14 protein-coding genes and 1 tRNA gene are annotated in these 18,311 nt (G+C 73.0%); 9 read left to right on the top strand and 6 right to left on the bottom strand.

All coding sequences use genetic code 11. From position 1 onward, the window contains the following. Window positions 1–51 precede the first annotated feature (51 nt). The 8 genes from ACIP4P_RS18955 (at window position 52) to ACIP4P_RS18920 (ending at window position 10,838) form a co-directional block, all read left to right on the top strand. The gene (locus ACIP4P_RS18955) at window positions 52–1,437 is read left to right on the top strand and encodes a hypothetical protein (protein WP_400919870.1); all 1,386 of its coding nucleotides are present in this window, start codon (window positions 52–54) and stop codon (window positions 1,435–1,437) included. 5 nt (window positions 1,438–1,442) lie between these two features. After that, window positions 1,443–3,962 (top strand): tetratricopeptide repeat protein, encoded by a 2,520-nt coding sequence (locus tag ACIP4P_RS18950; RefSeq protein WP_400919868.1) that lies wholly within the window; start codon window positions 1,443–1,445, stop codon window positions 3,960–3,962. Window positions 3,963–3,965: 3 nt separating this feature from the next. After that, on the top strand, window positions 3,966–5,348 hold the full coding sequence (locus ACIP4P_RS18945; protein ID WP_400919866.1) for a protein phosphatase 2C domain-containing protein: 1,383 nt from the start codon (window positions 3,966–3,968) through the stop codon (window positions 5,346–5,348). 108 nt (window positions 5,349–5,456) lie between these two features. After that, a complete protein-coding gene (locus ACIP4P_RS18940; RefSeq protein WP_350511781.1) occupies window positions 5,457–6,812 on the top strand; it encodes a VWA domain-containing protein in 1,356 nt (451 codons plus the stop codon). 73 nt (window positions 6,813–6,885) lie between these two features. Next, a complete protein-coding gene (locus ACIP4P_RS18935; protein WP_400919863.1) occupies window positions 6,886–8,106 on the top strand; it encodes an FHA domain-containing protein in 1,221 nt (406 codons plus the stop codon). 180 nt (window positions 8,107–8,286) lie between these two features. Beyond that, a complete protein-coding gene (locus ACIP4P_RS18930; protein WP_400919861.1) occupies window positions 8,287–9,204 on the top strand; it encodes an ABC transporter ATP-binding protein in 918 nt (305 codons plus the stop codon). Further along, window positions 9,201–10,346 (top strand): ABC transporter permease, encoded by a 1,146-nt coding sequence (locus ACIP4P_RS18925; RefSeq protein WP_400919859.1) that lies wholly within the window; start codon window positions 9,201–9,203, stop codon window positions 10,344–10,346. Before ACIP4P_RS18930 ends, ACIP4P_RS18925 begins: the two co-directional genes overlap by 4 nt. Window positions 10,347–10,433: 87 nt before the next feature. Next, window positions 10,434–10,838: a globin gene (locus ACIP4P_RS18920; RefSeq protein WP_400919857.1), complete on the top strand. Its 405-nt coding sequence runs from the start codon at window positions 10,434–10,436 to the stop codon at window positions 10,836–10,838. 54 nt (window positions 10,839–10,892) lie between these two features. Here the strand turns inward: ACIP4P_RS18920 and ACIP4P_RS18915 are convergent, their stop codons facing one another. The 5 genes from ACIP4P_RS18915 to ACIP4P_RS18895 form a co-directional block, all read right to left on the bottom strand. After that, window positions 10,893–11,585: a hypothetical protein gene (locus ACIP4P_RS18915; protein WP_400919855.1), complete on the bottom strand. Its 693-nt coding sequence runs from the start codon at window positions 11,583–11,585 to the stop codon at window positions 10,893–10,895. Window positions 11,586–11,710: 125 nt separating this feature from the next. Then, complete coding sequence (locus ACIP4P_RS18910; RefSeq protein ID WP_400919853.1) at window positions 11,711–12,154, bottom strand: acyl-CoA thioesterase; 444 nt, start codon at window positions 12,152–12,154, stop codon at window positions 11,711–11,713. 109 nt (window positions 12,155–12,263) lie between these two features. After that, window positions 12,264–13,928 (bottom strand): energy-dependent translational throttle protein EttA, encoded by a 1,665-nt coding sequence (gene ettA, locus ACIP4P_RS18905; RefSeq protein WP_350511788.1) that lies wholly within the window; start codon window positions 13,926–13,928, stop codon window positions 12,264–12,266. A gap of 276 nt (window positions 13,929–14,204) precedes the next feature. Further along, a complete protein-coding gene (locus ACIP4P_RS18900; protein ID WP_400919851.1) occupies window positions 14,205–15,644 on the bottom strand; it encodes a Cys-Gln thioester bond-forming surface protein in 1,440 nt (479 codons plus the stop codon). Between the two features lie 354 nt (window positions 15,645–15,998). After that, on the bottom strand, window positions 15,999–16,583 hold the full coding sequence (locus ACIP4P_RS18895) for a single-stranded DNA-binding protein (RefSeq protein WP_400919849.1): 585 nt from the start codon (window positions 16,581–16,583) through the stop codon (window positions 15,999–16,001). Between the two features lie 645 nt (window positions 16,584–17,228). Between ACIP4P_RS18895 and ACIP4P_RS18890 the strand changes: the two genes are divergently transcribed. Continuing rightward, window positions 17,229–17,304: transfer RNA gene (locus tag ACIP4P_RS18890), tRNA-Arg, on the top strand. A 290-nt stretch (window positions 17,305–17,594) separates the two neighbouring features. Here ACIP4P_RS18890 and ACIP4P_RS18885 read toward each other — a convergent pair. Beyond that, the gene (locus tag ACIP4P_RS18885) at window positions 17,595–18,278 is read right to left on the bottom strand and encodes a TetR/AcrR family transcriptional regulator (RefSeq protein ID WP_400919847.1); all 684 of its coding nucleotides are present in this window, start codon (window positions 18,276–18,278) and stop codon (window positions 17,595–17,597) included. Window positions 18,279–18,311 lie beyond the last annotated feature (33 nt).

Below are 18,311 nucleotides of genomic sequence, written 5' to 3'. Positions count from 1 at the left end.
ATCGCACGTCGCACGCGACGGCTTCGCACGCGAGGAAGGAAGGACACCGCGGTGGCGGCATCGGCTGGCCCGGTACTGAGCCGGGAGGAGGTGGACCGCGCGCTCGCGCGCCTCGGCGCGGAGCGGGACGCGGTCGAATCGGCGCTGCTCGCCCTCCAGGACCACCCGGGCCTGCGGCTGCTGGACGGCGCCGAGCTGTCCGGCCGCACCCTGGAGCGCTGGTCCGTCGCCGGCAAGGGCCTGCCGCTGCTCTGGGCGCTGTTCGACCGCTACTCCGAGGCGCTCGCCTCGGCCCGCGCGGTCCGGGCCCGCAAGGCCAAGCCCGGCGGGCCCGAGCTCGCCGAGCTGAGCGAACTGCTCACCGGCGACGCGGTGACCGTCCCGGGCGGCGCGGTGCCGGACGGCCCGCAGCTGCTGGGCGCGCCCGCCAAGCTGGTCGAGCGGGTCAGCCTGGACGCGCTGATGGTCCGGATGAACTCCTGGTACGCCACCGTGCTGGAGGTGGTCAGCGCCGCCGACGCGGTCTGGTCGGCGCTGCCCGCCCGGATCGACCTGCTGCTGGCCGAACTGCAGCGGGTGCGGACGCTGGCGGGCTCGCTCGGGGTGCGCACCGGCAGCCACCCGCTGGGCGACGACCTGGCCGGGCTGGAACGCGACCTCACCGAGCTGCGCACCGAGGTCCGGGAGGACCCGCTGGCGCTGTGGCGCCCGGCCCGGGTGCCCGCCCAGCGCGGCACGGTGCCCGAGGGCGAGGCCTTCGCCTCCCCGTCCGGGGTGGTGGACACCGAGCGCTTCGACCTGGCCGGGCGGGCGCTGGACGGCGTCCGGCTGGAGCTGGAGAACCTGCTGCGGCTGCGCGACGACGCCGAGGAGCGGCTGCAGGGCGTCGGCGACCTGCTCCAGCGGGCCGACGCCACCCTGGCCGAGGCCCGCCGGGCCCGCGGCGAGGTGCTGGCGAAGATAGCCGCCAGCGACGTGCCGGCGGTGCCCGGCCCGGCCTCGGCGCTGCGCGAACGGATCGTCACCGCGCTGGAGCTGCGCCAGGGCGGGCAGTGGGGCCGGCTGGCGCCGCTGCTGGACGCGCTGGAGGACGCCGCCGCCAAGGAGCTGGCCCGGGCCCGGCACTCGCTGACCGAGGTCACCCAGCCGCTGGCCGTGCGGGCCGAGCTGCGCGGCCGGCTGGACGCCTACAAGGCGATGGCGGCCCGGATGCGGGTCGCCGAGGACCCGGAAGTGATCGAACGGTACGAGAAGGCGCGCTGGCTGCTCTGGAGCGCGCCCTGCGACCTGCGGGCGGCGGCCGCCGCGGTGGCCCGCTTCCAGCAGTCACTGCGCCCGGCCCAGAACGAGGCCGCCCGCGACGGGGCGGCCGAGGGCGCACAGGCACACGGGGCGGCCGGCCAGACGCCGGTCGACGGACAGGTACAGGGGGGCTGAGGTTGATGGGCGAGACGTGCGTACGGCCGGACTGCTCCGGCAACGGCAGGATCGACGCCGACGGCTACTGCGACGAGTGCGGGCTGGCGCCCGCGGCGACGTCGACGACGACGGCAGCGGCAGCGGCGGCACCCCCGCCGACCGCCACCGCCACCGGCCCCGGCTCCCCGTGCCCGCGGGACTGCTCGGGCACCATCGACGCGGACAACTACTGCGACGAGTGCGGCCTGACCCCGCCCGGCGCCGACACCGGCGTCACCCACCCCTACGTCCCGTCCGCCCGGGTCACCCCGGACTCCGCCCGCAGCGGCTCGCACCGCTCGATGTCGACCCGCACCGGCAGCAGCCGCTCGATGTCCGGCCGCTCCCGCTCGCACCGCTCGACCCGTACCGGCAGCAGCCGTTCGGTCTCGGTGCGCTCCACCCGCGGCAGCGTCAGCGCGGGCACCCGCAACCGGCTGGGCGCCGGCCTGGTCACCGTGCCGACCGTGGCGACCGCCGACCCGTCGCTGGCGGTGCTGGCCAACCCCGAGGTGCCCGAGCGCAAGCGGTTCTGCTCCAAGTGCGAGGCCCCGGTGGGCCGGGAGAAGAACGGCCAGCCGGGCCGCCCGGACGGCTTCTGCACCAAGTGCGGCACGCCGTACTCCTTCACCCCCAAGCTGCGCCGCGGCGACCTGGTCGGCGGGCAGTACGAGGTGGTCGGCTGCCTGGCGCACGGCGGGCTCGGCTGGATCTACCTGGCGGTGGACCGGCGGGTCAACGACAAGTGGGTGGTGCTCAAGGGCCTGCTGGACACCGGGGACGAGGACGCGCTCGCCGCGGCCGTCGCCGAGCGGCGCTTCCTGGCCGAGGTGGACCACCCGAACATCGTCCGGATCATCAACTTCGCCGAGCACCCGGACCTGCGCACCGGCTCCACCGACGGCTACATCGTGATGGAGTTCGTCGGCGGCAAGTCGCTCAAGGACATCGCCAACGACCGCCGCACCGCGGACGGCCGGCGCGAGCCGCTGCCGGTCGAGCAGGCGATCGCGTACGCGCTGGAGGCGCTGCCGGCGCTGGGCTACCTGCACAGCCGGGGCCTGATCTACTGCGACTTCAAGATCGACAACGTGATCCAGAGCGGCGACACGCTCAAGGTCATCGACATGGGCGCGGTCCGCCGCTTCGACGACGACGGCCCGATCTACGGCACCATCGGCTACCAGGCCCCGGAGATCGCCACCGACGGCCCCTCCCCCGCCTCCGACCTCTACACCGTGGCCCGCACCCTCGCGGTGCTCACCTTCGACTTCCAGGGCTACAGCAGCACCTACCGCGACTCGCTGCCCGGCCCCGAGGACGTCGAGGTCTTCGCCAGGTACGAGTCGTACTACCGCTTCCTGGTCCGCGCCACCGACCCGGACCCGGCCCGCCGCTTCTCCTCCGCCGAGGAGATGGCCGACCAGCTGACCGGCGTGCTGCGGGAGATCCTGGCCCTCCAGGACGACCGGCCCCGGCCCGCACCCTCCACCCTGTTCGGCCCCGAACTGCGCGTCGTGGACACCGAGTTGGTGCTGCCCGCCGACCAGCCCGGACAGCTCCGGGTGACCGCCCTGGACCCGGCCGCCGCCGCCCTCGCGCTGCCCGTCCCCCGGGTCGACCCGGGCGACCCCAACGCCGGCTTCCTGGCCACCCTGCTCGCCACCGACCCCGAGGAGGCACTCGCCGCCCTGGCCGGCGCCCCCGCCGTCTCGGTCGAGAGCCGGCTGCGCGAACTGCGTGCCCTGCTCGAACTCGGCCGCCACGGCACGGCCGTGAACGCCCTCGCCGAACTGGAGCGGGACCACCCGGACGACTGGCGGGTGGTCTGGTACCGCGGCCTGGTCGCCCTGGTCGGCACCACCACGGGTTCCACCGAACCGCAGCTGCGGGCCGCCGCCGAGGCCTTCGACGCGGTCTACGACGCCTTCCCGGGCGAGGCCGCGCCCAAGCTCGCCCTGGCCATCTGCGCCGAACTGCTCGGCGACGGCGGCGACGCCGCCGAGTTCTACCGCCTGGTGTGGACCACCGACCGGTCCTACCTCAGCGCCGCCTTCGGCCTGGCCCGGGTCCGCCTCACCGAGGACGACCGGCCCGCCGCGGTGCGCGTCCTGGAGTCCGTCCCGGCCACCTCCAGCCAGTACACCGCCGCCCGGATCGCCGCCGTCCGCGCCCGGCTGCGCGAGCGGGCCGCCACCGACCCGCTGGCCGTCGACCTCGCGGCCGGCTCCGAGCAGCTGACCGCGCTGCGGCTGGACGACCGCCGCCGCGAGGAGCTCTCGGTGGAGGTGCTCGGCACCGCCCTCGACTGGGTCGGCGCCGGCTCGACCGGGGGCCAGCAGGGCGCCGGCCTGGTGGTACTGGGACGTCCCGCCGTGGAGCGGGAACTGCGCTTCGCCCTGGAACAGTCCTACCGGGTACTAGCCCGGTTGGCCGACCGGGCCGAGACCAGGATCGAGATGGTGGAACGGGCCAACCGGGCCCGCCCCAGGACGTGGGTGTAGCCGATGCCGCAGCAGACCGAGTGCCCGAGCTGTTCCGAGCCGATGGAGCCGGAGGACGCCTACTGCGGGCGCTGCGGGGCCGGCCGGGACGGTCGGGCGGCCCCGGGCGCGATGCCCGTCAGCTGGGCCGCCGCCCGCGGCGGGGCCGTCCCGCCGCAGCGCGGGCCGGTCTGCGTCAACTGCGGGCAGGCGCAGGTCACCGAGGACGGTTACTGCGAGGGCTGCGGCAGCGCCCAGCCGCGCCCGCGCGACCACATGGAGAAGTCCCTCGCCGGCGTCGCCGGGGTCAGCGACCGCGGCATCCGGCACCACCGCAACGAGGACTCCTTCACCGTCGCCGCCACCTCGCGGCCCGGCGGCGAGCCGGTCGTGGTCGCCGTGGTGTGCGACGGCGTCTCCTCCTCCGACCGCCCGGACGAGGCCTCGGAGACCGCCGTCGACGCCGCCTCGGAGTCCCTGCTCAGCTCGCTGGAGGCCGGCCGGGACCCGGCGGAGGCGATGCGCGCGGCGATCGCCGACGCGGCCGAGGCCGTCGCCGCCCTGGCCGCCGCCGGCCCCGGCCCGGCCCGCCCCGACCTCAACGCGCCCGCCTGCACCTACGTCAGCGCGATAGCCGCCAACGGCCGGATCACCATCGGCTGGGTCGGCGACACCCGGGCCTACTGGATCCCGGACGACCGCGCCGCCGCCGAGCCCTTCCGGCTCACCCAGGACGACTCCTGGGCGGCCCGGATGGTCGAGGCCGGGCTGATGGGCGAGGCCGAGGCCTACGCCGACCCGCGCGCCCACGCGATCACCGGCTGGCTCGGCGCGGACGCCGAGGAGGTCGTGCCGCACACCCTCGACTTCACCCCGCACGTCCCCGGCGTGCTGCTGATCTGCACCGACGGGCTGTGGAACTACGCCGAGGCGGCCACCGACCTGGCGTACCGGGTCCGCCCGGACGCCCGCACCGAGCCGCTCGCGGCGGCCCGGTCCCTGGTGAACTTCGCGGTCGCGGCCGGCGGGCACGACAACATCACCGTCGCGGTGCTGCCGATCGAACCCTCCGCCGCCGCGCTGGCGGAGATCGAGGAGACGCCGACTGCGCTGGACCTCAAGGTGATCACCCCGGCGGAGGCCAGGGCCGTCCTCGCGGGCGTCCCGGCCAACTCCCCGGCCAACTCGCAGGCCGGCGCCCCGGCGGGCTACCCCGGGGACGACGAGGACCACGACCCGACCCTGCCGGACCTCCCGGTGATCGGCTCCCCCGCCGCCCCGCTGCCCCCGGCACCGCCCGTCCCGGCCGGCGGACCGTCCCTCCCGCCGGTCCCGCCCGCACCCCCGGCCGCCCCGCCCGTGGCACCGCCCGTCCCGCCCCAGCCGCCGCACCCGCCGACGGCCTGACCGACCCACCGCGCCCGGCCGCACGCACGGCCCGACGGTCCCCCCGTCCGCCGGACCGACCACCGACCCTCTCGCATCCACCCCTCACCCGACGGGAGCCACCGCCCCATGGCAACACTGGCGAAGCCGAACCTGCCCAGGTTCGACGTGGAGATCTTCCAGAACGAGTACCTGGCGGACGGCGCCCGCGAGGTCAACGCCATCGTCACCGTCACCTCCACCGGTGGCGGCACCTCCGGCGGCCGCCCGCTGGGGATCACCGACGCCGGCCCGCAGAGCGGCGAGGCCAACGCGGCCGTGGTGATCCTGGTCGACTGCTCGGGGTCGATGGACTACCCCAAGACCAAGATCAACGGCGCCCGGGAGGCCACCGCCGCCGCCATCGACGCCCTGCGCGACGGCACCGCCTTCGCCGTCGTCGCCGGCACCCACGAGGCCCGCGACATCTACCCCGGCGACGGCACCCTGGCCACCGCCTCGGCGAGCACCCGGCAACAGGCCAAGGAGTCGCTGCGCCGCCTCACCGCGGCCGGCGGCACCGCGATGGGCACCTGGCTGACCAAGGCCGACAAGCTCTTCCTGACCCGCCGCGACATCGCCATCCGGCACGCCATCCTGCTCACCGACGGCAACAACGAGCACGAGTCGGCCGAGGACCTCGCCCGCACCGTCGAGCGGGTCACCGGCCACTTCACCGCCGACTGCCGCGGCGTCGGCACCGACTGGCGGATCGACGAGCTGCGCAAGATCTCCTCCGCGCTGCTCGGCACCACCGACATCGTCGCCGAACCCTCCGGCCTGGCCGAGGACTTCCGCTCGATGATGGCCGGCGCGATGGGCAAGCAGGTCGCCGACGTCGCGCTGCGGATCTGGACCCCGGCCAACGCCACGGTCAAGTTCGTCAAGCAGGTCGCCCCCGCGGTCGAGGACCTCACCGAGCGCCGGGCCGAGGCCGGGCCCCGGGCCGGCGACTACCCCACCGGCTCCTGGGGCGACGAGAGCCGCGACTACCACGTCTGCGTTGAGGTCCCGGCCGCCTCGGTCGGCAACGAGATGCTCGCCGCCCGGATCAGCCTGGTGCTGCCCCCGCAGGTCGGCGGCGGCACCCCCGAGGTGCTCAGCCAGGGCCTGGTGAAGGCCGTCTGGACGGACGACCTGGCCTCCTCCACCCGGATCAGCCCGCAGGTCGCCCACTACACCGGGCAGGCCGAGCTCGCCTCCTCCATCCAGGAGGGCCTGGAGGCCCACCGCGCCGGGGACGTCGACACCGCCACCGCCAAGCTCGGCGCCGCCGTCCGGATCGCCCACGCGACCGGGAACGACGGCACCTTCAAGCTGCTGCAGAAGGTGGTGGACGTGGTCGACCCGAAGGAGGGTACGGTTCGGTTCCGTAAGAACGTGAGCGAGGCCGACTCGATGACCCTTGAGACCCGGTCGACCAAGACGGTACGTGTGAAGAAGTGACCGCTGAAGACGTGATCGGGCCGGCCGCCCGGCGCCACGCCGCACCGCACCGGCCCGAAACGAGGGGGACCTGATGCCGATCTGCCCGAGGGGCCACGAGTCGCAGGCCGAGGACTGGTGCGACTTCTGCGGTTTCCCGATGACCCCGCCGGCCCCGGCGCCCGGAGCCCACGGGGGGTACCCGGGAGCGCCCGGCGCCGGCGCCACGCCCGGTGCACCCGCCGGGCACCCGCAGCACGGCGGTGCCGCCTTCGGGGCGCCGCCGCCCCCGCCGGCACCGCCGGGGGCCGTCCCGCCGCCCCCGCCCGGGGCGTTCCCCCCGCCGGGCGGCTACCCGCCGCCCGGGGCCGTCCCGCCGCCCGGGGCGCCGCAGGGCCTCACCGAGGGCCTGGCCGTCTGCCCGATCTGCCGCAGCCCGCAGACCGGCCGGTTCTGCGAGGAGTGCGGCTACGACTACGACCTGTCCACGCCCTCGCGCCGCCAGCCGCCGATCGCCGGCACCCCCGCGCCCGCGCCCGGCCCCGCGCAGCCCCCGCCGCTGAACATCCCGGCGGCCTACGGCGGCCCCGCCCAGCCGCCGCAGGCCCCGCCGGCGCCGGCGGGGCCCGGGTACCAGCAACCGGAGTACCAACCGGTGGAGTACCCGCAGCAGCCCGGTCACCAGCAGCCGCCGGCCCCGGAGTTCCCGCACACCTACGGCTACCCGCCGCCGGAGGGCGCCTTCCCGGAGCCGCCGGTCCGCGAGGACTCCGGCCCGGTGTACGCCCAGCCGGCCGGCCCCGGCCCGAACACCCGCGGCGGCGACTTCGGCACGTCCTTCCACCTGGCCCCGCCGCAGCCCCAGCCCGGCGCCCAGCCGGAGCCCGTCCCGGCCGAGCCGGTCCGGACCAACTGGATCGCGGTGGTCTCGGCCGACCGCGACTACTTCACCGACATGATGGCCCGCAGCGGCCCCGAGGCGGCCGGCCTGTTCTTCCCGCCGTACTGCCCCGAGCGCCGCATCCCGCTGACCGGCCGCGGCCAGCTGCGGATCGGCCGGCGCAGCCAGCACCGGGGCACCGTGCCGGAGATCGACCTGTCGGTGCCGCCGGAGGACCCGGGCGCCTCGCACCAGCACGCGCTGCTCGCCGAACAGGCGGACGGCAGCTGGGTGCTGGTGGACCAGGACTCGACCAACGGCACCACCGTGAACGGTGGCGCGGAGCCGATCTCCCCGCACACCGCCGTCCCGCTGAACGACGGTGACCGGATCCACATCGGCGCCTGGACGACGATCACCATGCACCGCGCCTGACCCACCCGTTGAGGGTCAGTCAGCGACAACTCCGGCCGGGCCGGGCGGAATTCACCATTTCGCCCGGCCCGGCTTTTCCGGCACTTCTCCGGCGCCCGCCCCGGCGACTTCCTCAGGGAATCCGCAAATTCATGTCCGCGGTGTGCACAGGGCGCCCGGAAACCCCTATTCTCAGGGCTCATGACTGCTGCAATATCCGCTGACGGCATCCGCCAGCGGTACGGGGATGTGCAGGCCGTCGACGGGGTTTCGCTCACCGTCCAGGCCGGCGAGTTCTACGGGATCCTGGGCCCCAACGGCGCCGGGAAGACCACCACCATGGAGATCCTGGAAGGGGTCCGGAAGCCCGACGAGGGCCGGGTCGAGCTCCTCGGGATGGCACCCTGGCCGCGCAATCCGAAACTGCTGCCGCGCATCGGCGTGCAGTTCCAGGCCTCCGCTTTCTTCCGGAAACTGACCGCCCGGGAGACCATCCGCACCTTCGCGTCGTTCTACGGGGTCGGCCCCCGGCGGGCCGACGCGATGCTGGAGCGGGTCGGGCTCTCCGACAAGGCCGGGACGCTCACCGACCAGATGTCCGGCGGCCAGGCCCAGCGCCTGTCGATCGCCTGCGCACTGGCCCACGACCCGGAGCTCGTCTTCCTGGACGAGCCCACCACCGGCCTCGACCCGCAGGCCCGCCGCAACCTCTGGGACCTGCTGCGGGACATCAACGCCGAGGGCCGCACCGTCGTGCTGACCACCCACTACCTGGACGAGGCCGAGGTGCTCTGCGACCGGGTCTCGATCATGGACCACGGCAAGGTCCTGCACACCGGCGCCCCCGCGGCGCTGATCCGGGAGATCGACGACACCGTCCGGATCACCGTCGCCTCCGGCCAGCTGCCGGTCGAGCGGGCCCGCGAACTGCTCACCGCGGCCGGCGCCGACATCGCCAACCTGGAGGACGACACCGTCTCGCTCTCCGTCTCCACCCGCCTTCCGGCCCCGGTCCTCGGCGTCCTCGCCGAGCAGAACGCGCTGCGCGGTCTCGAAGTGCGCGGCGCCACCCTGGAGGACGTCTTCCTCCAGCTCACCGGACGGGAGTTCCGCGCATGACCGCCACGACCTCCACCGAGCCGAGGACGCCCGCCCCGCGCGGCGGTTCGGCCGACGCCGCCGGCGGGCACGAGCGGGTCAGCGCCTTCTGGAGCCTGTCCCGCGCGATGCTGCTCGGGATGAAGCGCGACCGCACGGCGACCTTCTTCATCCTGCTGTTCCCGCTGGTGTTCCTGGTCTTCTTCGGCTCCGTCACCAAGGGCTCCGCCAGCCCGCACGCCAAGGTCGCGCAGGTCGGCGCGGTGAAGCTGTTCGACTCCATGTCGAGCGACGAGCGGGCCGGCCTGGACAAGGTCCTCACCATCACCAGGACCGACGACGAGGCCGGCACCCTGGAGAAGGTCCGCAAGGGCGACTACGACGCGCTGATCACCCAGGGCCCGGACGGCAAGCTGGAGCTCCGCTACACCGCCGCCGACCAGGTCCGGGCCGGCGCGCTCCAGAGCATCGTCAACTCGGTGGTCCAGAGCGCCAACCAGGCGGCCACCCACCAGCCGGCCGCCTACGTGGTGGACGCCCAGCAGGTCGAGGACAAGTCGCTCAAGCCGATCCAGTTCCTCACCCCGGGCCTGCTCGGCTGGGCCGTCGCCACCGGCGCGGTCTTCGGCGCCGCGCTGACCCTGGTCAACTGGCGCCGGTCCAAGGTGCTGCGCCGGCTGCGGCTGGCCCCGATCAGCGCCGGGACGGTGGTCAGCTCCCGGATCCTGGTCTCGCTGCTGACCGCGTTCCTGCAGACCGGCGTCTTCCTGGTGGTCGCCACCAGCTTCTTCGGGCTCAAGCTCACCGGCAACTGGTGGCTGGTCCTCCCGCTGGTGGCCTGCGCGACGCTCGCCTTCATGTCGATCGGCCTGCTCGCCGGTTCGGTCGCCAAGACCGAGGAGGCGGCCAACGGCATCTCGCAGATCATCGTGCTGCCGATGTCCTTCCTGTCCGGCTCGTTCTTCCCGATGGACGGCGCCCCGGGCTGGCTGCAGACCGTCTCCAAGGTCATGCCGCTGCACTACCTGGTCGACACCGCCCAGACCGTGCTGACCCGCGGCGGCGGGATCACCGACGCCCTGCCGACCATGGGCGGCCTGCTGCTGTTCGCGGCCGTGCTGACCGGGATCGCCTGGAAGCTGTTCAAGTGGGAAGACGCCTGATCCGGCGGCTCTGACGCCCTTCCCCCTCGGGGTCGTACGCCTTTGGTCCCGGTGTACGACCCCGTCGGCGTCTGCGACCATGGTCGGGTGACAGAGATCGGGCGAGGCACGTTCAGCGAGGAGACCTTCTTCGAGCAGGTCGGCGGTGAGCCGACCTTCCGGCTGCTGACCCGCCGCTTCTACGAGGGCGTCGCCTCGGACGAGTTGCTGCGGCCGATGTACCCCGAGGAGGACCTCGGGCCGGCCGAGGAGCGGATGGCCCTGTTCCTGATGCAGTACTGGGGCGGCCCGCGCACCTACAGCGACCGGCGCGGCCACCCGCGGCTGCGGATGCGGCACGCGCCGTTCAAGGTCGACAAGGCCGCGCACGACGCCTGGCTGACCCACATGCGGGCCGCCGTGGCCAGCCTGGACCTGTCCGCCGAGCACGAGCGGCAGCTGCTGGACTACCTGACCTACGCCGCCGCCTCGATGATCAACACCCCGGGCTGACCGGCCCGGTACCACCACCGGGCACCGCCACCGGGTAACTGCTACCGGGTACCGCTACCGGAGCGGGCTGAGCCCCAGCCCCGCGCCCGGCGCGGCCGCCGTCCGCACCACCACCGAGCCGGCCGGGGCGCTCAACCGCAGCCAGCCGCCCGCCCGGTGCACCGACAGCGGGGCGCCGGGCTTCAGGAAGCCGATCACGTACGCGGCGTGCACCGCCCGCAACGGCAGCTCCGGCAGCACGCCGACCGGCCGGGACCAGATCTCGTCCGCCAGCCGGTCCAGCACCGCCCGAGTGCGGTGGTGCTCCGGCACGGCCTCGCTGCGCTCGCGGAACTCCCGCACGCCGGCCATCAGTTCGGGGTACACCTCGGCCACCGGCGGGGCCCCCACCGGCCGCCAGCCGACCCGCGGCGGCAGCAGCCCGGCCCAGGCCGGACCGGTCACCGGCGCGGGCAGCGCGAGGGCGCCGGCCTCGGTGTCCACGCCGTCCAGCAGCTGGCCCGCCGAGACGGTCAGGTCGACCGGCTCGTCCAGGCCGCCCAGCCGGGCGGTACGGATCGCCAGCGCGCCCGAGCCACCCAGCGGCAACCGCCCGAAGACCGCCAGCACGCCGTCCTCCCCGACCGGGCCGACCGCCTGCAGCCGCACGGCCGCCGCCTTGTCGAAGCGCAACAGGCGCAGCAGGAAGGCGGCCAGGTCGGCGGCCTCACCGGTGTCGGTCAGGGCGAGGCGGGCGGTGACGGTCAACGCGGCTCAGCTCGAATCGGTCGGTTCGGGGATCCCTCGGGGATCCTTCAGAGGTCCGTCGGGACCCCTTCGGGGGTCCTTGGGAGGTCCTTCGGCGGTCCGGGGACCTTCAGGTCCGGGGACTTTCAGACTGCGGCACCGACCGGGGCCTCGTCCAGGAACCGGGACAGGAACTCCCGCTCCACCGGCGAGATCCGGCGCGGCCGGCCCTCGGCCAGGTCGTAGGGCACGACCACGGTGCGGGCCTGGACGTACACCGTCTCGGAGCCGTCCTCGTGGACGTCCTTGATGTCGTAGGACACGGTCAGCGAGGCGTTGCCGATGTGGGTCACCCGGGTCTCGATGGTGACCGGCTCCGGCCGGTGCACCAGCGGACGCTTGTAGTCGATCTCGTGGCGGGCCACCACCGAACCGCCCGCGAACTCCCCGGCGCCGGCCTCGGCGGCCTGGGTGAACATGAAGTCGATCCGGGCCTCCTCCAGGTAGCGCAGGAAGACCACGTTGTTGACGTGCCCGAAGGCGTCCATGTCGGACCAGCGCAGCGGGCAGGCGTAGATGTGGCGAGCCACGGGTGTTCTCCTCGGTGTCCGGTCGCCCGTCACCGGACCTCGGTGACGGGCCGCGGCCCGGCAGGCCGCCCCGGAGGGCAGTCTGCCGGGCCGTCGTGACAGCTGGGTGTCAGCCTCGGGTCAGCTTCTTGTACGTGGCCCGGTGCGGACGGGCGGCGTCGGCGCCCAGCCGCTCGATCTTGTTCTTCTCGTAGGACTCGAAGTTGCCCTCGAACCAGAACCACTTGCTCTCGCCCTCGTAGGCGAGGATGTGGGTGGCCACCCGGTCCAGGAACCAGCGGTCGTGGGAGATGACCACGGCGCAGCCGGGGAACTCCAGCAGGGCGTTCTCCAGCGAGGAGAGCGTCTCGACGTCGAGGTCGTTGGTGGGCTCGTCGAGGAGCAGCAGGTTGCCGCCCTGCTTGAGGGTGAGCGCCAGGTTCAGGCGGTTGCGCTCACCGCCGGAGAGCACGCCGGCCGGCTTCTGCTGGTCCGGGCCCTTGAAGCCGAACGCCGACACGTAGGCGCGGGACGGCATCTCGACCTGGCCGACGTTGATCCAGTCCAGACCGTCGGAGACGACCTCCCAGAGGGTCTTCTTCGGGTCGATGTTGGCGCGGCTCTGGTCGACGTAGCTGATCTTGACGGTCTCGCCGACCTTGACCTTGCCGCTGTCCGGGGTCTCCATGTCCTGGAGCATCTTGAACAGGGTGGTCTTGCCGGCGCCGTTCGGGCCGATGATGCCGACGATGCCGTTGCGCGGCAGGGTGAAGCTCAGGTCGTCGATGAGGATCTTCTCGCCGAAGGCCTTGGAGAGGTTCTCGACCTCGATGACGATGCTGCCCAGGCGCGGGCCCGGCGGGATCTGGATCTCCTCGAAGTCCAGCTTCCGCATCTTGTCGGCCTCGGCCGCCATCTCCTCGTAACGGGCGAGGCGGGCCTTGGACTTGGCCTGGCGGCCCTTGGCGTTGGAGCGGACCCACTCCAGCTCTTCCTTGAGGCGCTTGGCGCGCTTGGCGTCCTTCTGCCCCTCGACCTTGAGACGGGACTGCTTGGTCTCCAGGTAGGTGGAGTAGTTGCCCTCGTACGGGTAGGCGCGGCCGCGGTCGAGCTCCAGGATCCACTCGGCGACGTGGTCGAGGAAGTACCGGTCGTGGGTGACGGCCACGACGGTGCCCTTGTACTTGGCCAGGTGCTGCTCCAGCCAGTTCACCGACTCGGCGTCCAGGTGGTTGGTGGGCTCGTCGAGCAGCAGCAGGTCGGGGGCCTCCAGCAGCAGCTTGCAGAGCGCCACGCGGCGCTTCTCGCCACCGGAGAGCTTGGTGACCGCCCAGTCGCCGGGCGGGCAGCCCAGGGCGTCCATGGCCTGCTCCAGCTGGGCGTCCAGGTCCCAGGCCTCGGCGTGGTCCAGCTCCTCCTGGAGCTTGCCCATCTCGTCGAGCAGCGCGTCCGAGTAGTCGGTCGCCATCAGCTCGGCGATCTCGTTGAAGCGGTCGAGCTTGCCCTTGATCTCCTTGACGCCGTCCTGGACGTTCTCCAGGACCGTCTTGGTCTCGTCGAGCGGCGGCTCCTGGAGCAGCATGCCGACGGTGAAACCGGGCGAGAGGAAGGCGTCGCCGTTGGAGGGCTGCTCCAGGCCGGCCATCATCTTCAGCACGGTGGACTTACCGGCACCGTTGGGGCCCACGACGCCGATCTTCGCTCCGGGGAGGAAGCTGAGCGTCACGTCGTCAAGGATGACCTTGTCTCCGTGCGCCTTGCGCACCTTGCGCATCGTGTAGATGTATTCCGCCACGTGAGATCGCTCCGGCGTCGTCGGGAGTATTCGTCTTGCAGCGTTCCATTGTGCCGCACCCGGCCGGGAGCCCCGAACCGCCCGGGTGACCCCACCGGGGTATCCGCGACGGCACCCGGTTCCGGCCCGCCCCGGCGGTGCCCCCGGCCTGCCCGGGAACGCGCGACGGCCCGGAACGCGCGCGGCCCGGTTCCCCGCAACGGATGCGGGGAACCGGGCCGGTTCCGCTCTCAGGGCCTCAGGAGGTCGCTGCCTCCCCCGACCCGCTCAGGCGGTTCAGGCGGTGGTGCGACCGTGACGGCCACGGCGGCGCAGGACGAAGACCGCGGCGCCACCGGCCACGACCAGGCCACCGGCGACGGCGGCGAGGATCGGGGTGGAGTCATTGGCGCCGGTCTGGGCCAGGCCACCGGTACCCGGGGCGGCGCTGGTGGTCGACGGGGCCGGGTGGGCGCCACCGGCGCTCGGGGTGCCCGACGGGGTGCCCGACGGGGTGGCGGTGCCGGTGCCGGTGGTGGCCGGGGTCGTCGGCGCGGAGGACGGGTTGCCGGTGCCGGTCTTGCAGTCCAGGACACCCTCGAAGTCGCGGCTGTAGCCGTTCGGGCCGGTCACGGTGATCTTGTAACCGGTCTTCTCGGCGACCGGGACGAGCACGCTCTCGGTCTTGCCCGGCTGGACGGTCAGCTGCTGCTTGCCGACCGTGACGGTACCGGCCTCGTCACCACCGTTGGTGACGGAGACCCGCACGCCGTTGTTGGCGCACTCGACCTTGGCGGTGCTGTCGATCAGCGCGCCCTTGCCCTGCTTCCAGGTCGCCTTGGCGGCGGCGGAGACGCCGACCTTGCTGGAGCCCGCCAGGATCATGGTCTGGCTGTGGTTGTCGGCGGTGTACCCCTTGCTGAGGAACACCCGGCCGCTGGGGACCTCGGTGGAGGCGTCGGCCTTGAGGGCGAGCGAACCGTCCGGGGTGCCGGCCGGGACGTCCAGGAACAGCTGGGTGTCCTTGGCGATCGGCCCGGCGAGGGTCGCGCCGACCGGCTTGCCGTCCTTGTCGACCAGCTTGGCCTTGTCGGCGGCGTCGCCGGTGACGGCGAGCTTGACCTCGTTGGCGCTGGAGTTGAGGACGAACGGGCCCAGCTTGCTGCCGGACTTGCCGGAGACGGAGTCCGGAGTGAGGCTCAGCGAGGCCTTGGGCTCGGCGGCGACGCCCTTGTTGGCGCTGATCAGGTAGTCGCGCAGCTTGGTGGCCCGGTCGCTGTGCGGGGAGGCGTCCTTGCCGTCCGAGAACTTCCAGATCGCGGCCTGGGTACCGGCGGCGGCGTCCTCGGCGGTCAGGCCGGGGATGTTGAGGGAGCTGGCGAGCGAGCTCTCCGACACCTTCGGGTAGGAGTTGTCCAGGATCCAGCGGATCTTGGAGGCGGCCTCCGCGCGCTTGGGAGCGCCGAGGGAGCTCGCCGACCAGTCGGACTCCTGGTACTGGATCTTCTTCCGGATGTCCACCGGGAAGCCGAAGTCGATGCAGTAGGTCTTCAGCTCGCCGTCGGCGGTCTTGAGCGTGAACAGACCCGCGTCGTAGGTGTTGCCGTCGACGTCGACCTTCTCGCCGAAGATCGAGTTCTGCACCACCGCGGACACGCCCGAGGCCGGGGTGTCCGCCGCGGACGCCGCACCGGCCGCGAACAGGCCACCACCCAGCGCGATGCTGGTCGTGAGCATGACAGTGGATATGCGGGACAGACTCCGCCCCTGCCTCTGGAACATCTGGGATCCCTCCGGGCCAGGCCGCTCCGAGTGGGCAGCCCGCCGACTTGCCGTACCGCGCGTGCCCCCTGTGGCACTGCTGCGGGTATGAACCGTACGAATCCTATTGACCCCCAGAGGCCCCGAAACCCCCATGCGAAATCAGGACGATTCCGTATCTCGATCGTTATCAACCCCCTCAGATTCCACACAAGCTGACGCCCCGCCAGAATCGCTCCGCAACTTTTCGTTATCCGGTCGAGATTGCGCGTGCGGGCGCAACGATCTTCTCGATCAACATATTTGTCGACAGGGAGGGTCACTCGACCATCAGCTCTGCACCATCTCCCCTTCACCTCCCCGTTCCCCCTCGGACACCCTCTCCTGGTGCTCCGTCACCGCCGTTCGATCCGGTGGTGACGCGGGCCGGCCGGGCGTCGCGGCCACCGCCGAGACCCGGCGCGACTCCAGTGCGTTGACGATCCATCCGGGCACCGGCTCGCCCGCCGCCCCCGCCCCGGCCGCCGCCACCGACTCCGGCGGCTGCCCGCGCACGCCCGTCGCCCAGCGGAACGCCGAGGTGCCACGGGTGAGGTCGTGCCCGACCGACCGGGCGCTGATCTCGGCCCGACTGCGCTTCACCCCCTCTTCCGTCCACTCCCGCACCCTCAACCGCCCCGTCACCACCACCGGATCACCCTTGGCCAGCGAGCCGATCAGGTTCACCGCGAGCGCCCGCCAGGCCGTCACCCTCAGCCACTGCGTCTCGCCGTCCACCCAGCAGGCCCGCTCCTGGTCGTAGCGCCGCTCGGTGCAGCCCAGTCGGAAGTTCGCCATCGGCACCCCGCTGGCCGTTTCCCCGTAGCTCACCTCCGTCACGACATTGCCGAGCACCGTCACATGCGTCTCGCTCACGACCCACCCTCCGTTCCCACCGATGCACCGCACGGAATCGAGCGGTGCGAGTCGAGAGTGCGCCTCGGAAGAAATCCCGGCCACCGCGTTCCGAAATCCTGTGGACAACTCCTAGGCCGATCGGCAGGGTGAAAATCGGCAGTCACTCACAGGGGTGAATTTCGGCCTTCGTACACCGCCAGGCCGCCCGTTCTTCGCGCTCATGACAACAAACCGGCAGATCGCGACCCCGGCCGGAGCGCGGCGGAAGACCGGACCCGAGCCGTCCGCGCACGTCATCCGACCGGAGCAAGCCGAATACGACCCCCCACCCGCACCGGCGGCGGGACATTCTCCGTGTCGAATCCATAACGGGTGGGGAGGCAGCCCCGTAACGAGTGCACAACGTCCGGCCCGGAACTGTCCCAGACCGCTGCACGCACGGTCTTCACCTGCGATTATCGGACCGCTCCACCGAACCGACACACCAACGACGGTGTCGTCACACCCGGCCGAGGAACTGGACACCCTTATCCTGTCCCCGACAGGGCGAGGGCCCACCAACCCCCACCCCCACCCTCAGGCACGGGGCCGGACCACGCGCGCCCACAGCGCTCGTCGCCCGATCCCGGCCACGGTCACGCCCGCAAGGGCGCCGTCCGTCCCGCCCCCATAGCTCAGCGGATAGAGCACCCGCCTTCTAAGCGGTAGGTCGCAGGTTCGAATCCTGCTGGGGGCACCACCCTGCAATTCCGCAGGCCACCGCGCACGTGAACACTTTCCGTGGCCGTATCGGACCTCCGGGTAATCCCGTACGCACCGCACATAACCCGTGACAATGCGTGTCATGACCGCCGCGAAAGCCCGTTCGCGCGGGAAATCCGGAATTACGGGCGAATCCCCCACCCCTGAACGAAACCGCCCGGCCCGAACGGCCGGAGCGGCCCTAAGTCCGGGAAGGCTCGAACGGCCCGGTCGACCGATCGGTGAATCCGGGGCGAATGCCCGACGACGGCGCCCCGGAGCTCCGCGCTAACCCGCCGAACCGGCCGAACCCGTCCCGTCGGCCGAACCCGTCGCGTCGGCCGAGCCGCCCGAGCCCGCCGAACCCGCCAGGCCCGCCAGATAGGCGTCCAGCAGGGCGGTCTGCCGCTCGGCCGGGAACTCCGCCGGGGCGAACAGCGACTGCACCACCAGTCCGAGCACGAAGGCCTGCGCCGCCGCCGCGAGCCCGGCGGGATCGGCCCCGACGGGGAGCTCGCCGAGCCGCTGGGCGTCCGCCACGTGGCCGGTGAGCGCCACCCGCGAGCGGGCGTAGCGCCCCGCGTGCGCGGCCGCCAGCTCCGGGTCCGCCAGCGCGATGTCCCAGGAGCTGACCCAGATCCGGTTGCCGGACTCGGTCGCCTCGTCCAGCGGCAGCACGTCGAGCAGCGCGGCCCGCAGCCGGGCCAGCCCGGCCGGCGGCGGCGCGGAGCCGTCGGCCGGGGCCATCCGCCGGGGCCGGTCGGCGGAGCGGCGGTCCAGCTCCTCCAGGGCGTGGCTCAGCAGCGCCCGCTTGTTCGGGAAGTAGTGCGTCAGCAGTCCGGTGGAGGCGCCCAGTTCGGCCGCCACCGCGCGCAGGGTGAGCCCCTCGAAGCCCCGGGCGGAGAGCACCCGCCACACCCCCTCGGAGACCTCCGAGCGGCGGGCGTCATGGTCTCCACGGGCTGGCGTCATGGGGGCTATCGTACATACCAAACGTTTGTTATG

This window comes from Kitasatospora sp. NPDC089509 (genome assembly GCF_044749365.1).
GTDB lineage: Bacteria > Actinomycetota > Actinomycetes > Streptomycetales > Streptomycetaceae > Kitasatospora.
The sequence above is the reverse complement of the archived record's forward strand: the minus strand, read 5'-3'. Positions and strand labels throughout refer to the sequence as shown.

What these genes read in the sequence shown, in the direction of transcription:
- ACIP4P_RS18925 (WP_400919859.1), top strand. Translation starts at nt 9,201, where the DNA reads ATGACCGCCACGACCTCCACCGAGCCGAGGACGCCCGCCCCGCGCGGC.
- ACIP4P_RS18940 (WP_350511781.1), top strand. Translation starts at nt 5,457, where the DNA reads ATGGCAACACTGGCGAAGCCGAACCTGCCCAGGTTCGACGTGGAGATC.
- ACIP4P_RS18950 (WP_400919868.1), top strand. Translation starts at nt 1,443, where the DNA reads ATGGGCGAGACGTGCGTACGGCCGGACTGCTCCGGCAACGGCAGGATC.
- ACIP4P_RS18900 (WP_400919851.1), bottom strand. Translation starts at nt 15,644, where the DNA reads ATGCTCACGACCAGCATCGCGCTGGGTGGTGGCCTGTTCGCGGCCGGT.
- ACIP4P_RS18885 (WP_400919847.1), bottom strand. Translation starts at nt 18,278, where the DNA reads ATGACGCCAGCCCGTGGAGACCATGACGCCCGCCGCTCGGAGGTCTCC.
- ACIP4P_RS18945 (WP_400919866.1), top strand. Translation starts at nt 3,966, where the DNA reads ATGCCGCAGCAGACCGAGTGCCCGAGCTGTTCCGAGCCGATGGAGCCG.
- ACIP4P_RS18935 (WP_400919863.1), top strand. Translation starts at nt 6,886, where the DNA reads ATGCCGATCTGCCCGAGGGGCCACGAGTCGCAGGCCGAGGACTGGTGC.
- ACIP4P_RS18930 (WP_400919861.1), top strand. Translation starts at nt 8,287, where the DNA reads ATGACTGCTGCAATATCCGCTGACGGCATCCGCCAGCGGTACGGGGAT.